Consider the following 15048-nt stretch of genomic DNA (forward strand, 5'->3'; position numbering starts at 1 on the left):
TAAGTGCAAGCAATTCTTAAACAAATTGCGTGGGAAAAACTCAATGGTTTGATTCCAGCTATTGCGCAAGATTACAAGACGCAAGAAGTTTTAATGCTTGCCTTTATGAATCAAGAGGCTTTAAATTTGAGTTTGCAAAGTGGATTTGCGCATTACTTTTCACGTTCTAAACAGCGCATTTGGAAAAAGGGCGAGCAAAGCGGACATACACAAAAAATTCATAAAATTTTGCTAGATTGTGATAAGGATAGCCTGCTTTTAAAGGTTGAACAAAAGGGTGTGGCTTGCCATACAGGCGCAAAAAGTTGCTTTTTTCATTGCATTAATCAAGAAAACATTATAGAGGATTCTGCTTCAGATTCTAAAACGGATATGAGTGTAGTTTATGGGGTAGTAGATACACTCTATCATACTTTACAAATGCGCAAAAATGCGGATTCCAAGACCTCTTATACCGCTTCACTTTATGCCAAAGGAGAAAATACGATTGCTAAGAAAATCGTTGAAGAGGCTGCAGAACTTGGGTTTGCTATCAAGGATAAAGATTCCAAAGAAATTATTTATGAGGCGGCAGATTTGCTTTATCACGCACTTGTAGGGCTTAGCTTTAGGGAGATTTCTCCTGATTTAGTCAAACAAGAGATTGCGCGCCGCTTCGGCTTGAGTGGAATTGAGGAAAAAAATTCACGCAAGGAAAAATAAAAAGGTTTCAAATTAAATTATGAATGAAATGAAAAATTATTTGATGGCATTATTGGATACTGCAAATTATTTTTCTCTGCCTGATTATTTGGTGCTTAGTTGTATTTTTCTTGCGATTTTGTTATTTTTTCTTTTGAGTGTTGCATTTCGGTTTAACGCGTTGATTGCTAGCTTGACTTTTGTGATTAGCGGAATCTTGCTTTTTAGCTCTCCTTTTTTGTATCAAACAATGATGGAATCTTATCTCAAGCAAATAGACCTCACGCTTTTTCATAATGAGAAATTGCAATATGATGAGGTGTATTTTGTTGAAGGACAATTTACTAATGTGGGTTTGTTGGATTTTAGAGGTTGTGTATTGAGTGTGAATTTTATCCCCGTAGGGCTTAAGAAAGCAAAACTTCTCAAATATAAAATCAAGCCTAAATTCCTTCATATAGAAAATTACAAAACCCCACTAAAAAAGTTAGAATCTATGGAGTTTAAACTGATTATCCCCTCGCCGCAAGCCAATACGAATTTTACTTTAGAGACTAAGGGAGCGTGTTATTAGAGATGAAAATCGCAATCAGTGTTGGAGACTGTAATGGGATAGGATTGGAGATTCTACTAAAAAACCACAAGACAATCTCTAAAGTTTGCACTCCTCTTTATTGTGTGGATAAATCTTTGTTGCAAGAAGCTGCTGAAAAGCTTAAGAGGAGGTTACCTAAGCACCTAAAGTGCATTCCACCAAATGCGAAGATTCCGCTCATTACTCCCGCAGAGATTATTCAAGAAAGCGGGGCTTACTCTTATGCTAGTTTTTTGAGTGCTTTGAATCTGACACTTCAAAAAAGGGCAAAAGCACTTGTTACTCTGCCAATCCATAAAAAAGCTTGGCAATTAGCAGGGATTCCTTACGCGGGGCATACGGAAGCTTTCCGTGATTTGCTAAAGTCAAAAGACAAACCGCAGGAAGCCATAATGATGCTAGGCTCGCCTAGACTTTATGTCGCACTTTTTACTGACCATATTCCACTCAAATGCGTTCCACAATTCATTGAAACAGAATCGCTAAAGAAGTTTTTGCTCCAACTCGCACCCCATATTACTAAATCTCCCTGTGGTGTGCTTGGACTCAATCCCCACGCAGGAGATTTTGGCGTGTTAGGCGACGAAGAAGAGCGGATTACACAAGCCATTAAGGAAGCCAATGCTATGCTCAATCAAACGCTTTTTGTAGGACCACTTGTGCCTGATACCGCATTTGTTGGCAAGCATTTGCGTTATTATGTCGCAATGTATCACGACCAAGGCTTGATTCCACTCAAAACATTGTATTTCAAAGAAAGCATTAATGTAACGCTCAATTTACCTATTATTCGCACCTCTGTTGATCACGGCACCGCCTTTGACATTGCTTACCACAACAAAGCAGATTCTACAAGCTATCTTAATGCAGTAAAAGAAGCAATTTTTCGTTTCAAAGTGCGCAATAAGCAAGGGATTCTGCAAAGTTAAATATTTTTGCCAGAATAAATTTAACCACTTTTCAACAAAACTTCCCTATAATTCCAAAATTTTTATAATCCATTGCGCGGGAGGATTTAAATGAGTATTCCAACACTACAAGATGCGTTGAAGCTTGATATTGAGGGCATTAAGGAGCTAAAAAACACACTAAGAGAAAATATCAAAGCAAGCTCTTTGAATGCCTATATTGGAGAATTGCAGGATTATGAGAGCACATTTCTACCTATTGCTATCAAAGACAATATTAATGTAAAGGGTTGGGAAATCACTTGTGGAAGCAATATTTTGCAAGGTTATATTGCGCCTTACAATGCGACGGTGATAGAGAATCTCCTTAAATCCTCTTTTGCTCCCTTTGGACGCACGAATATGGACGAATTTGCAATGGGAAGCACGACAGCAAGTAGTTTTTATGGTAGGACGCTCAATCCCAAGAATCCTAATAAAGTCCCCGGCGGTAGCAGCGGAGGAAGTGCCGCAGCCGTAGCGGGTGGAATCGCACTTGCCGCGCTTGGAAGTGATACGGGCGGAAGTATCCGACAGCCCGCTAGTTTTTGTGGTTGTGTGGGATTGAAGCCTACTTATGGACGCGTAAGTCGCTATGGGCTGGTGGCTTATAGTTCAAGCCTAGACCAAATTGGACCAATTACACAGAATGTTACAGATTGTGCGATTCTGTATGACGCGATTGCGGGTTATGACAAAATGGATTCTACAAGTGCGAATTTGGAATCTCAAAACACTTTCAAAAACTTAAACCCCAATCGTAAAATGACAATAGCGATTCTGCCAAATCTCTTGAAAGACGCAGACACAAATATCCAAAACGCTTATCAAAAAACAATTGAAACACTAAGTAAAAATGGGCATAAAATTGTGGAAAAGGAAATGCTAGATACAAGTTATATCATTTCTGCTTATTATGTGATTTGTACCGCGGAGGCAAGCTCTAATCTTGCGCGCTTTGATGGCGTGCGTTATGGGAATCGCGCAAAGGAAATTAATAATCTTAAAGAATTATATCTAAAGACGCGTTCGCTTGGCTTTGGCGATGAAGTCAAACGTAGAATCTTACTCGGTTCTTTCGTGCTAAGTAGTGGCTATTATGATGCTTATTATATTAAGGCACAAAAGGTGCGCACACTGATTGCGCGACAATATAATGCAATTCTGCAAGATTGCGATGCGATTCTTTCTCCTGTTGCGCCAAGTGTGGCATTTGGGTTTGAGGATTGCAAGACGCCTTTGCAAATGTATTTGGAGGATATTTACACGATTGGAATCAATCTTGCCGGGCTTCCCGCACTTTCGCTCCCCGTAGATGAGGAGGAGGGATTGCCCATTGGTATGCAGCTAATTGGTAAAGCCTTTAGCGAACAAACCTTGCTTGATTTGGCGTTAAATTTAGAAAATACCTTACATTAAAGGAGCAACGATGAGAATTAGAATGCGCGCATTAACATTTGAAGATGTGTTATTAGTCCCTGCTTATTCAGAGATTTTGCCTAAAGAAGTTTCTTTGCAAACAAAATTTTCCCGCAATATTGCTTTAAATGCTCCTTTGGTTTCTGCTGCAATGGACACAGTTACAGAATATAGCACCGCGATTGCTATGGCAAGAGTCGGGGGGATTGGAATCATTCATAAGAATATGGACGAAAAATCACAAGTAGCACAGATTAAAAAGGTTAAGAAAAGCGAAAGTGGCGTGATTATTGACCCAATTTATATTAGCCCCGATTCTACTTTGTTTCAAGCCAAAGCTATCACGGATAATTATAAAATCTCTGGTGTGCCAGTCGTAGATGATAGTGGAAATTTGATTGGAATCCTAACGAATCGTGATATGCGCTTTGAAACGGATTTGAATCGCCGCGTCCAAGAGGTGATGACGAAAGCTCCATTAATTACCGCAGCAGTTGGAACGAGTTTAGAGGAAGCACGCAATATTATGAATAAACATAAAATTGAAAAACTCCCTTTGGTAAATGAGAAAGGAATCTTAAAAGGTTTAATTACGATTAAAGACATTCAAAAACGTATTGAATATCCAAACTCTAATAAAGATGACTTCGGACGCTTGCGTGTGGGGGCGGCGATTGGTGTTTTCCAATACGACCGCGCTAAAGCCCTTGTAGAAGCGGGGGTAGATGTATTGGTGCTAGATTCGGCACACGGACACAGCAAAGGAATCTTAGAAACGGTCAAAGAAATCAAAAAGCATTTGGCGGTGGATATTGTCGCAGGAAATGTCGCAACAGCAGAGGGTGCGCAAGCCTTGATTGACGCAGGGGCTGATGGTGTAAAGGTAGGAATTGGACCGGGAAGTATTTGCACTACAAGGATTGTTGCGGGCGTGGGTGTGCCACAAATCACTGCGATTGATGAGGTGGCAAAGGCTTGTCAAAAGGCAGGGATTCCGGTAATTGCTGATGGAGGCATTAAATATTCTGGAGATATTGCAAAAGCCCTAGCCGCAGGGGCTTCTAGTGTAATGATTGGAAGCATTTTAGCGGGCACAGAGGAATCCCCGGGAGAAATGATTATCTATCAAGGCAGACAATACAAAACTTATCGCGGTATGGGGAGTTTGGGTGCGATGAATAAAGGAAGTGCGGATAGATATTTCCAAGAGGGAACAGCACAAGAAAAGCTTGTGCCAGAAGGCATTGAGGGACGCGTGCCTTATAGGGGAAAAATTACGGATATTATTCATCAAATGTTAGGTGGCTTGCGCTCCTCTATGGGTTATTTGGGTTCAAAAGATATTCCGACATTGTGGGAAAAGGCAGAGTTTGTAGAAATCACGCAAAGCGGGCTTAGAGAATCTCATGTGCATGATGTAATGATTACCAAAGAAGCACCCAACTATCACATTAATCATTAGGAAAAGTCTAAATGGCAAAGTTGCTTTTTGGTTACAGTTTGTATCACGCAAGCACGCAGGATTATGAGGCAATCTTGACGAAGTTGCGGACAGAATTTGCTGCAAATAAGCCAGAACTTTATTTGAATAATCCAGAATACTTGCTTTTCGTCCCCACGAGTGCGGAATGGCAGAAAGAAATCGTGGCTTTGATTGCGAAGCTCAAGGCATTTATGAATGCGGAAATAGAGCATTTGCGTGGCAATGGAAGCAATGCGCATATCGTCTATCGCTTTGGAATCCTAGAAATGGAAAGTGCGTTTTTTCAGTTCCCGCCAGATTTGGAAGATGAGGAGGAAGAATCCTAAAATTGTCTGTATGATTCTTTGTGAAGTAAATAATCTAAAATTTGCAAACAATCGTATTGGTGTGCTTTACTCAAAAGCCCAAAGATTCTAAATATTTGTATGAAAATTATAATATTTTATTCTGTTATTTCTAAGTAGCCGCATTCATTGCTTTGAATATTCCTACCAATAAAGCTTTGGTTGTTGCAATCTTTTAGGCTACTTAATGCAACACAAAAATATAGCATTGGCATTGTGCCTACTGCAAATTGTTTTTCACGTACAACAATTTCGCAAAGCAAATCATTGTTTTGAAATTTATGTATCAGTAAGGGATAGCTTACGCTCGCTTTCAAAAACTCTATACCATTGAGATTATCATTCACAAAGTTAGTCCTTGTGATTGTTTCTTTTTGCTCTATAAAGTCTTGATAATTTAGTATGCTAGTTTGTAATTCTGCAATATCCTTATGGGCTATCCATTTTTCATATAATGCGAAATCTAAAAATTCACTCAATTCATAAATTTGTTTTGTTTTTCCATTTGCACCAATGAAATGGCAAGCTTCATTTTTCTTCACAACTTTATCATATCCTATTTGCCATTCAATATAGTGTTTGGGCGTCATAATGGTTTGTGTCGGTGCGACAGGGATTCCATAATCACTAAAGGCAAATCTTTCTTTAATCCGAATTTTGCCCATAGCTTTACTCAATGGAAATTTGTATTTTAAATTTTTCGTATATATTCCTTGAATAATTTTTCAAAGTACTCTTGCACGCATGCATTGGTCTTAGAATCCATAAAGGCATCTGCAATCTTGAGAAACTCCTTGTGATTAATAAAAATATCCAAATTACCGAAATAGTAAGGAAGTTTGTCGGCGAATTTCTTAAAATGATGAATGTAATAGTAGTATTGTATGTTATCTTGAAATACACGAATAGAGTTTGCGCCGCATTGCGTCATAAAAGTTTGATTGCGTTTGAGCGCATTAATATCTCGTAAGGTGTGAAAATAAGCGATTTCTTTACGTTTATCCTTTGGGTTTGGATACTTTTTGACATAATTGCTGATAAAATCAAAATCACTTAATCGCAGTTTTTGCCCGTCATCTGTGCTAAATTGGTAATTTTTGATAAAATCATAATCCATTCCCCGATTATCTTTTGTGTAGAGGGCGATAATTATGGGAAAGAAAGTTTTAGAATGAGGGGTGAAAATTTCCGAGCTAATGATAAGCCCGTCAAGCAGAGTATATTGTTCTTTAAAAAATTTCAATGCCTTGAAATTACTCTCTTTAATCAGATACGAGAGTGGGTGAAGTACGCAGATGAAATCTGGTTTTAAGAGGGCATAAGAGCGCAAGAATGAAATTCCTAAATCCCTGTGCGCGAGAGTTTTATCTATATCAAAAAGTTGCTGTTTAATGCCATTATTAATAATGGAAGTTTTATCATTATAGGGTGGATTTCCAATGATAATGAGATTTTCATTTTCAGAGATTCCAAATTTATGCCGCGAAACATTTAACAGGGAATTTGTTGCAATCGTGCGGATTTTAGAATGGACTTTTTGTAGGGCAATCTCATCAATATCTGTGCCTAAATATTGATAATTACCGATGAAAAAATCTCCATAGCCACAAGCATTGTCAAAAAGCAAAAAGTCCTTAAGATTCACTCTTTTTTCTAATAGCTCATAGGCTTTTTGGACAATGTTTTTGGGTGTATAAAACGAACCAAGATTAACGGCTCGTTCTTTGCTTAGGTGTTTTTGCATTATCTCTTATCCCGCGATTTTATATCTCTGTCTTCAACACCACGCCATTTGCGGCATTGCTCACAAGCAGCGCGTAGCGGCGCAACCATTTGTTTGGAATCTCCTTTTTGATAGGCTTCCATTTGCCTTGCGTGATTTCAAAAACTAAAGTCTATTTCATATAAATCCTTTGTTCAGCCTTGTCGCCAATGTCATTAAGGCTAGAATCTAATATACAATTCTCTAGGCTTCGCATATTATTTTTCATATTGCCTCAAATATTCTATTACTTTTTCTAAAAATTTTGGATTATCTTTAAACCTACCAAGTCCAGTATTGCAACTATCGCATATCCACTCTCTACCTTCACCTGTTTCATGATTATGGTCTCGAACAAGATTTGCTGTAATTCCTACAATGCTTCTTTTTTCACAAATTGGACACGTGAAAACACTGCCTTTTGGTGGCGCAAGTTTGTCCATTCGTTTCTTTTCAGCAACAGAAAGCTTTATGCCATCAATTTGTTTTCTACATTCTCTGCAACTTGGTCTTGTAGTTTTGTTGCCTTTTGCATCGGTTTGATTTATCTCAAAATCATTGGTGTTTTTTAAGATATGACAAATATTACAAATTTTAACATCAAATCCCTTTCCTGTTTTATAAATATCAATAGATTCCAAATCTTCATATTTCATTTTCTTAATCTCATTGACACCTATAAATAAAACCATTGCAAAATTTCCATTAAGAGCCTTAACAACACCAATAGAATTTTTTGCTATATTATCAACTTGTTTATTTGCAATCACAAAACTATCAATTTTTAAACACATAGGATATTCCTATATTTATCTAATCTTTTTCTTGCCATTTCAATATATTCATGGCTTATATCTACTCCTATAAAATTTCTTTTAGCTAAAAAAGCCATTTTGCATGTTGTCCCAGAGCCACACATCGGGTCAAATACAACATCTCCTTCATTGCTCCACGATAAAATATGGTCAAGAGCGAGCTGCTCGGGATATACAGCGGGGTGTTGAAAGGCTTCTTTGTCGTTCGTTGTTCCTCCAAGTCCTACAGCATAATACCAAATATTTGTTCTTGTTTTTTCTTTTTTTAGCTCTTTAAGAACCTTATTGTTCTTGCCATCTGACTTTTTATTTGCCACTAACATTTCAAAACCACTTCTTGCCGTTTCTTCTTTGAGCGGGTTAAAGGATTTTGGTTTTCCTTTGGAAAATACAAACATATATTCATGGTTATTTGTATAAGCATTAGAACGCATAAAAGGCGTATTTTTTTTTGCATATATCATTGTATCGTGTACATTGAAACCGATTTCTTGAAAATATAAAGCCTGCTTGAAACTTGTTAGGCTTTTGTTGCCGTTTTTGATTTTATCTCCTACAACCCAAACAACAACACCGCCATTTTTTGTAATTCTAAAAATCTCATTGGCAATATTTTTAAAATCGAAGTTGTATCCATTATAATCTCTCAAATCATCATAGGGTGGAGATGTTACAATCAAATCAACACAATTGTCGCTTACATTATTTTGCATAAAATGCACACAATCATCTACATAAAATTTATTCAATAAATGATGATGGTTTTTGTAGGTTACCCGTGTCATTTTTATCCTTTTCGCCTCAACGTAACATATTCATGGTTTTGCCATGATATATATCTTGCAAAAAATATATTAATATTTGCAACATCAAAAATCACTATATTCTTCACATCTCCGTCCTCAGCACCGCGCCATTTGCCGCATTGCTCACAAGCAGTGCATAGCGGCGCAACCATTTGCTTGGAATCTCCTTCTTGATGGGCTTCCAACGCGCCTTACGCGCCTCCAAAACAGCAGAATCCACGAGCAGCTCGAGCGTCCCCTTGCTCACCGAAATCGCGATTCTATCGCCATCCTCAATCAACGCAATGAGCCCCCCTTCTGCCGCTTCGGGGCTGACATGCCCAATGCAGCCCCCACGTGTCGCGCCGCTAAAGCGCCCGTCCGTAATCAGCGCAACCGACTCGCCAAGCCCCATTCCCATAATCATACTCGTGGGCGCGAGCATTTCCTGCATTCCCGGTCCGCCCTTTGGTCCCTCGTAGCGAATCACAACGACATTCCCAGCCTTGACCTTGCCACCCGCAATGCCCTTAATCGCCTCGTCTTGCGAGTTGAAGCACACCGCGCTGCCCTCAAACTCTTTCATCGATTCTGCCACCGCGGCGACCTTGAGCACAGCGCCCTCGCGCGCGAGGTTGCCATAGAGAATCTTCAATCCCCCCACTTGTGAATACGCATTCTCATTGTGGCGAATGATATTTGAGTCGACAATCTCCGCACCCGCAATGCGTTCGCCCAGCGTCTCACCAGTAATCGTGAGTGCGTCAAGGTTAAGCACCGATTCCTTGCGCTTCGCCACCTCGTTCATCACCGCCGAGACGCCGCCGGCGCGGTGAATGTCTTCCATGTGAATCGTGCCAAGCGCGGGCGCAATCTTGGCGATATGCGCGACTTGGCTCGCAATTGCGTTTATCGAATCGAGGCTGAAATCGACCCCCGCTTCTTTGGCGACTGCGAGCATGTGCAAAATCGTGTTCGTGCTTCCGCCCATCGCCATATCCACGACAAACGCGTTATGCACGGCTTTGGCGTTTAGGATATTGCGGAATCTAAATTTCTCGCTCAAAGCGGAATCAAGTGCAATCTCCACGATTCGGCACGCAGCTTTGCGCAAGAGCTCCTCGCGTTCGGGCGTGAGGGCGAGAATCGTGCCATTTCCGGGCAGTGCGACACCCATCGCCTCACAGAGCGTGTTCATCGAGTTTGCGGTAAACATTCCGCTACAACTCCCACCGCTTGGGCACGATTTACACTCGATTTCATATAATCTTTTTTCGTCAATCTTGCCCGCAGCAAACGCGCCGACAGCCTCGAAATTGGAATTGAGGTCGAGAATCGTCCCGTCATCGAGCCGCCCCGCGCGCATCGGTCCGCCGCTGACAAAGATTGTCGGGACATTCACGCGCAGCGCGCCCATCAGCATTCCGGGCACGATTTTGTCGCAATTGGGAATGCAAATCATCGCGTCTAGCGCGTGTGCGTTCATCATCGTTTCAATCGAGTCCGCAATCAGCTCGCGACTTGGCAGCGAATAGAGCATACCGCTATGCCCCATCGCGATGCCGTCATCAACGCCGATGGTGTTAAACTCAAACGGCACGCCGCCCGCCTTGCGAATCTCGTCCTTGACGATTTGCGCGTATTTGTTCAAGAAAAAATGCCCGGGAATAATGTCAATATAACTATTTGCAATACCGATAAAGGGTTTGTTAAAATCCTCATCTTTTAGCCCTGTGGCGCGCAAAAGGCTTCTGTGGGGGGCTTTTTGGTATCCTTTTTTGATGATGTCGCTTCGCATATAATTCTCCTTTGTGTTGAAGTAAAGATTCTAGCAAATTTTGCTTTAGAATTCTATTTGTGAATTGATTTTGCCGAAAGATTAGAGATTGCTTTATCTTTTTTAGCAATTTAGTGTCTTAAGATGATAGTGCAAAGCCAATGCAAGGATTGGCGATAAATGGAATCAACTCAAATCTAACTCAAGTTTATAAGTGTATGTAAGATGTTCAATTTCTGGTTTAGCATTAATGAGAAATTGGATTCTTTTTGAATCTTTTTCGCGTTGTTTAAGTCTCTCTATTCGTGTCTGTTCTTCACAAGTAATGCGCACTAAAATGTCCGCAAACTCTATGCGGCGGATACTTGAGCCAATACAAAAGACGAGTTTGACATACCAAGGAAGGAATCTAAAAAATGGTTTGAGATTATCTACTTCTGCGGGGGGGGGGGCTTTTATTTTTGGACGAATAATGAAGAGATTGAGGCTCATTACATTATCATCAATCACTGCGATTTGATAAGGCTTGAAATCACCAAAACCTTGTTTTCTTAATTTTCCTCCAAGAGTGCTTTTGCCACAACCGCAAGCACCGCAAATGGCAATCTTGATTTTGCCATCGGGGGGGGGGGCTTTTTGTAGAATATCTCTACAAAGCATATTAAGCTGTTGGTAAAATTCTGTCATTTTTAGACTTTCCTTATTTTGGATTTAATCTTTGATTCGCATACTATTGCCTACGACAAGCAAGGAGCTAAGCGACATAGAGAGTGCAGCGATGAGTGGAATCACAAATCCAGCCATTGCAAGTGGAATCGTGAGGGTATTATAAAGCAAAGAAAGAATGAGATTTTGCAAGATGAAACGATAGGTTTTGCGTCCCAAGCGGAAAGATTCTGCGATTCCTTGCACACTATCATCAAGCACAACCACATCGCTAACGCTAATGGCTAAGTCAATTCCCCCACCCATTGCAATTGCAATGTCGCTTTTGCCTAGCGCGATAGAATCGTTGATTCCATCTCCTGCCATTACAACCACTTTGTCCTGTTGGTGTAGCTTGTCAATGAAATTTGCTTTATCAAGAGGGCTTTGTGCCGCATAATATTCTGTGATTCCAACCGCTTTTGCCACATTTTGACAAGCCCACCCGTTATCGCCGCTTAAGAGAATGCAGGTAATGCCTTGTGATTGGAGTGTTTGGATTGCCTCTTTTGCATCTTGTTTGAGCGTGTCTTGTAGGGTGAATTGTGCGAGAATTTTAGAATCTTTGGCAAAATAAAATACGCTTGCCTGCGCGCCCATTAAGGAAGACGGAATCGTAACTTGATGCTCTCTTAAAAGGGCTAGATTGCCTCCTAAATAGGTATTTCCTTGCATTTTTGCTACGATTCCGCGCGCATTAATTTGCGTCATTGAATCTAGTGTGATTTCCTTGCCTTTACCGATAAACTCTAGCACGGCTTTGCTTACAGGGTGGGCGTTTTGTGTGAGCATTGCGCGTAAGGTTTCAGATTCTGCAATTTCTAGTGAGTTTGTAGGTGTGAAATATTGCACTTCAAGCACCTTTAGCTTACCCTCCGTTAATGTACCTGTTTTGTCTAATACTAGGACATTTGCTTTGGCAATGGTTTCTAAAAAACGCGCTTCCTTGAAAAGAATCTTGTGCTTTAAGGATTCGCTAAGTCCAATGAGTGAGGCAATAGGTGTCGCAAGGGCAAGCGCGCAAGGGCAAGCAATGATTATCACAGAAATCATTACCATTAAAGAGCGTTCAAAAGGCGCATTGAGCACATATTCCCAGACTAAAAAAGTGCCAAAGGCTAGAGAGAGAATGACAAGCGAGAAATAACGCGAAATATGATTGGCTGCTTCTTGAATCTTGGGGCGCGCATTGAGAGAGTTTTCTACTAGCCCTACGATTTTCATCATCAAAGAATCTTTGAAAATTTTGCTTACTTGATAGTTGAAAGGACAATTAAGAGCCAAAGAGCCGGAATAAATGGAATCCCCTGTCTTTTTGATTCGTGGCAAAGATTCTCCACTCATAGCACTTTCATCACAGAGGGCTTCTGCGCTTAGCAAAACGCCATCTAGTGCAACGCGCTCCCCGGGTCTTACTTGCACAATATCGCCCACGCGCACAGATTCTATCGCAGTTTCTTGGAAAGATTCTTGTGCCTGCGAATGAGGGGTGTCCGAATCATTTTTCGCTTGTGTAGATTGTTGTGTTTGGTTGTCTGCCTCCGTCTTTTGTGGAATCTGCAACACGCGCACGCTTAGAGGCATTTGGGCATTGAGTTTATCTAGGCTATCTACTGCACTTTTTTTACCTCGCACTTCCAAGAATTTTCCAATGAGCACAAAGGTAATAATCATCGTTACCGATTCAAAGTAGGTTTCACCCCCTTTAAAACTCGCGTAAATAGAATAAAGATAAGCCAAACTTGCCCCACTAATTACGAGTAAATCCATATTGGGAGTTTTGTATTTGAGCGCAATCCACGCGCCACGCCAAAAAATTATCCCGCTAAAGAACATTACAGGCGTAGAGAGTGCAAACCCTGCGAAGTTCAAGATATTGCGCATCTCGTTTGAGATTCCGCTGAAATATCCTGCGTATTGCGCGACAGCAATCCACATAATATTCATCACACAAAAGATTCCAACTACCATTTTGATATAATAATCACGTTTTTCTTTTTGGGCATAAACTTCTTGCAAACGCGGGTCATAAGCGTGTGCATTATAGCCGATTTGCCGAATCGTTTGAATGATTTGGGAGATTTTTATCTGTTTGGGGTCATAAAGAATCGTAGCTTTGTTGTTGGTATAATTGATATTGACTTTTGCGATTCCATTGGTTTGGGCGAGGATTTTTTCATTTAGCCATACGCAGGCAATGCAATGGATTCTTTCTAAAATAAGAGAAATTTCGCACAGATTGTCTTTGGTATGGACATAACGTTCAAAAAATGGCGGAGAATCAAAGGATTCTAGGCTTTCATTCTGTAATGCCTCGCTAGCTGGTTCTAATGTGTTATTGCCTAGTTTGCTATAAAAATCCTCTAATCCCGCGCTATTTAAAAGATTATAAACTCCCTCGCAACCTTTGCAGCAAAAATACCTCTCCACTCCCTTTATTGTCGTTTTGATGAGCACTGATTCATCAAATTCTAAATGGCAATGGTCGCAAGATTTTTTCATAGAGGCGATAATTATGCTTCAAATTGCTTTAAGAATTTCTTGAGATTCCTTGCAGCTTGACGAATCCTATTTTCGTTTTCTATCAGAGCAATGCGGACGTAATTGTCCCCGTGATTGCCAAAGCCAATGCCGGGGCTTACTGCGATTTTTGCTTCTTGTAATAGACGTTTAGAAAACTCCATACTGCTTAAATGTTTCACACAATCTGGAATCTCTGCCCAAATAAACATACTTGCTTTGGGTTTTGTCATTTTCCAACCCGCAGCACTGAAGCTTTCAATCAGCACTTCCATACGATGTTCGTATTTATGAGCAATCTCTTGGACGCAAGTTTGGTCGCCATTAAGAGCAATCGTAGAGGCGATTTGAATCGGGGTATAGAGTCCATAATCTAGCCAACTTTTGATTTTCTGTAATGCACCAATCAGTTTTTCATTACCCACCATACAGCCAACCCGCCAACCAGCCATATTATAGCTTTTAGAGAGTGTGTAACTCTCCACCGCAACATCTATCGCACCTTCTACTTCAAAGATAGAGGGAGCGACATAGCCTCCAAAACTCAAATCCGCATAAGCAATGTCGTTTAAAATATAAAATCTTTCTTGTTTGGCGAGTTTGACAAGCCTTTCGTAGAATCTCTTATAAACTACCACTGTGGTAGGATTGTGTGGGAAATTGGTTACCACGAATTTTGGCTTGGGCATTGTATTTTTGAGGGCTTTTTGCAAGGATTCAAAATAAGCCTCTTCGTCCAATTCATAATTTTCATTCCATTTTAGCCCAAAGGTTGCCACATTTGCACCTGCTAGCATAAAAGCATAATAATGAATCGGATAGGCGGGTTCTGCTACGATTGCAGTGTCGCCGGGGTTTGTAATGGCTTGCACTAGATGCACATAGCCCTCTTTAGAGCCCATAGCAACGCAAACTTGTGTATCTGGATTGAGAGAGATTCCGTATTTGCGCTGATAAGTATCTGCAATCGCAAGACGCAGTTTATAGATTCCTTTACTTGCGGAATAGCCGTGATTTTTGGGTTTATGTGCTGCTTCACAGAGTTTCTCAATGATATGGTTTGGGGTTGCGCCATCAGGATTTCCCATACTAAAATCAATCACATCCTCGCCTTCTTGGCGCATTTTTAATTTGATTTCATTAATGGCAGCGAAGACATACTTGGGCAATCTTTTGATTTTTTCAAATTCAATTTCTTCAAACATCTTTTCTCCT

14 protein-coding genes and 1 pseudogene are annotated in these 15048 nt (G+C 40.5%); 6 read left to right on the forward strand and 9 right to left on the reverse strand.

Annotated elements, in window-relative coordinates:
* Positions 1 to 3: 3 nt before the first annotated feature.
* The 6 genes from hisIE to HDT10_RS05930 all read left to right on the forward strand — a co-directional run bounded on the left by hisIE (position 4) and on the right by HDT10_RS05930 (position 5451).
* Positions 4 to 702, forward strand: coding sequence for a bifunctional phosphoribosyl-AMP cyclohydrolase/phosphoribosyl-ATP diphosphatase HisIE (gene hisIE, locus HDT10_RS05905; RefSeq protein ID WP_290881086.1), 699 nt, complete (start codon positions 4 to 6; stop codon positions 700 to 702).
* 28 nt (positions 703 to 730) lie between these two features.
* On the forward strand, positions 731 to 1255 hold the full coding sequence (locus tag HDT10_RS05910) for a DUF2393 family protein (protein WP_290881090.1): 525 nt from the start codon (positions 731 to 733) through the stop codon (positions 1253 to 1255).
* Between the two features lie 2 nt (positions 1256 to 1257).
* The gene (gene pdxA / locus HDT10_RS05915) at positions 1258 to 2205 is read left to right on the forward strand and encodes a 4-hydroxythreonine-4-phosphate dehydrogenase (RefSeq protein WP_290881093.1); all 948 of its coding nucleotides are present in this window, start codon (positions 1258 to 1260) and stop codon (positions 2203 to 2205) included.
* Between the two features lie 96 nt (positions 2206 to 2301).
* Entirely contained in the window at positions 2302 to 3642 is a 1341-nt protein-coding gene (gene gatA / locus HDT10_RS05920) for an Asp-tRNA(Asn)/Glu-tRNA(Gln) amidotransferase subunit GatA (protein WP_290881214.1), read from the forward strand.
* 10 nt (positions 3643 to 3652) lie between these two features.
* Positions 3653 to 5104: an IMP dehydrogenase gene (gene guaB, locus HDT10_RS05925; protein ID WP_290881095.1), complete on the forward strand. Its 1452-nt coding sequence runs from the start codon at positions 3653 to 3655 to the stop codon at positions 5102 to 5104.
* Between the two features lie 11 nt (positions 5105 to 5115).
* The gene (locus HDT10_RS05930) at positions 5116 to 5451 is read left to right on the forward strand and encodes a hypothetical protein (protein WP_290881098.1); all 336 of its coding nucleotides are present in this window, start codon (positions 5116 to 5118) and stop codon (positions 5449 to 5451) included.
* Here the strand turns inward: HDT10_RS05930 and HDT10_RS05935 are convergent.
* From HDT10_RS05935 to HDT10_RS05975, 9 genes and pseudogenes are all read right to left on the reverse strand, one after another.
* Positions 5448 to 6134, reverse strand: a pseudogene (locus HDT10_RS05935) (R.Pab1 family restriction endonuclease). The gene HDT10_RS05930 and the pseudogene HDT10_RS05935 overlap by 4 nt on opposite strands.
* 26 nt (positions 6135 to 6160) lie before the next feature.
* Positions 6161 to 7213: an N-6 DNA methylase gene (locus HDT10_RS05940; protein WP_290881101.1), complete on the reverse strand. Its 1053-nt coding sequence runs from the start codon at positions 7211 to 7213 to the stop codon at positions 6161 to 6163.
* Positions 7213 to 7335 (reverse strand): hypothetical protein, encoded by a 123-nt coding sequence (locus HDT10_RS05945; protein WP_290881104.1) that lies wholly within the window; start codon positions 7333 to 7335, stop codon positions 7213 to 7215. The genes HDT10_RS05940 and HDT10_RS05945 overlap by 1 nt, the downstream gene beginning before the upstream one ends.
* A 114-nt stretch (positions 7336 to 7449) precedes the next feature.
* The gene (locus HDT10_RS05950; RefSeq protein ID WP_290881106.1) at positions 7450 to 8025 is read right to left on the reverse strand and encodes an Hpy99I family type II restriction endonuclease; all 576 of its coding nucleotides are present in this window, start codon (positions 8023 to 8025) and stop codon (positions 7450 to 7452) included.
* Complete coding sequence (locus tag HDT10_RS05955; protein ID WP_290881108.1) at positions 8016 to 8831, reverse strand: site-specific DNA-methyltransferase; 816 nt, start codon at positions 8829 to 8831, stop codon at positions 8016 to 8018. Before HDT10_RS05955 ends, HDT10_RS05950 begins: the two co-directional genes overlap by 10 nt.
* Positions 8832 to 8934: 103 nt before the next feature.
* Positions 8935 to 10629, reverse strand: a complete 1695-nt coding sequence (ilvD, locus tag HDT10_RS05960) for a dihydroxy-acid dehydratase (protein ID WP_290881111.1) — start codon at positions 10627 to 10629, stop codon at positions 8935 to 8937.
* Between the two features lie 165 nt (positions 10630 to 10794).
* A complete protein-coding gene (locus HDT10_RS05965; RefSeq protein ID WP_290881113.1) occupies positions 10795 to 11295 on the reverse strand; it encodes a hypothetical protein in 501 nt (166 codons plus the stop codon).
* A 24-nt stretch (positions 11296 to 11319) separates the two neighbouring features.
* The gene (locus tag HDT10_RS05970; protein ID WP_290881115.1) at positions 11320 to 13815 is read right to left on the reverse strand and encodes a heavy metal translocating P-type ATPase; all 2496 of its coding nucleotides are present in this window, start codon (positions 13813 to 13815) and stop codon (positions 11320 to 11322) included.
* A gap of 11 nt (positions 13816 to 13826) precedes the next feature.
* Positions 13827 to 15038, reverse strand: a complete 1212-nt coding sequence (locus HDT10_RS05975) for an LL-diaminopimelate aminotransferase (protein WP_290881117.1) — start codon at positions 15036 to 15038, stop codon at positions 13827 to 13829.
* Positions 15039 to 15048 lie beyond the last annotated feature (10 nt).

Source organism: Helicobacter sp. (assembly GCF_014799995.1).
Classification (GTDB): domain Bacteria; phylum Campylobacterota; class Campylobacteria; order Campylobacterales; family Helicobacteraceae; genus Helicobacter_D.

Coding starts and splice junctions, on each gene's coding strand:
- HDT10_RS05945 (WP_290881104.1), bottom strand. CDS start 7,335: ATGGAAGCCTATCAAAAAGGAGATTCCAAACAAATGGTTGCGCCGCTA.
- HDT10_RS05910 (WP_290881090.1), top strand. CDS start 731: ATGAAAAATTATTTGATGGCATTATTGGATACTGCAAATTATTTTTCT.
- pdxA (WP_290881093.1), top strand. CDS start 1,258: ATGAAAATCGCAATCAGTGTTGGAGACTGTAATGGGATAGGATTGGAG.
- HDT10_RS05970 (WP_290881115.1), bottom strand. CDS start 13,815: ATGAAAAAATCTTGCGACCATTGCCATTTAGAATTTGATGAATCAGTG.
- guaB (WP_290881095.1), top strand. CDS start 3,653: ATGAGAATTAGAATGCGCGCATTAACATTTGAAGATGTGTTATTAGTC.
- HDT10_RS05950 (WP_290881106.1), bottom strand. CDS start 8,025: ATGTGTTTAAAAATTGATAGTTTTGTGATTGCAAATAAACAAGTTGAT.
- HDT10_RS05955 (WP_290881108.1), bottom strand. CDS start 8,831: ATGACACGGGTAACCTACAAAAACCATCATCATTTATTGAATAAATTT.
- HDT10_RS05930 (WP_290881098.1), top strand. CDS start 5,116: ATGGCAAAGTTGCTTTTTGGTTACAGTTTGTATCACGCAAGCACGCAG.
- HDT10_RS05940 (WP_290881101.1), bottom strand. CDS start 7,213: ATGCAAAAACACCTAAGCAAAGAACGAGCCGTTAATCTTGGTTCGTTT.
- ilvD (WP_290881111.1), bottom strand. CDS start 10,629: ATGCGAAGCGACATCATCAAAAAAGGATACCAAAAAGCCCCCCACAGA.
- HDT10_RS05965 (WP_290881113.1), bottom strand. CDS start 11,295: ATGACAGAATTTTACCAACAGCTTAATATGCTTTGTAGAGATATTCTA.
- HDT10_RS05975 (WP_290881117.1), bottom strand. CDS start 15,038: ATGTTTGAAGAAATTGAATTTGAAAAAATCAAAAGATTGCCCAAGTAT.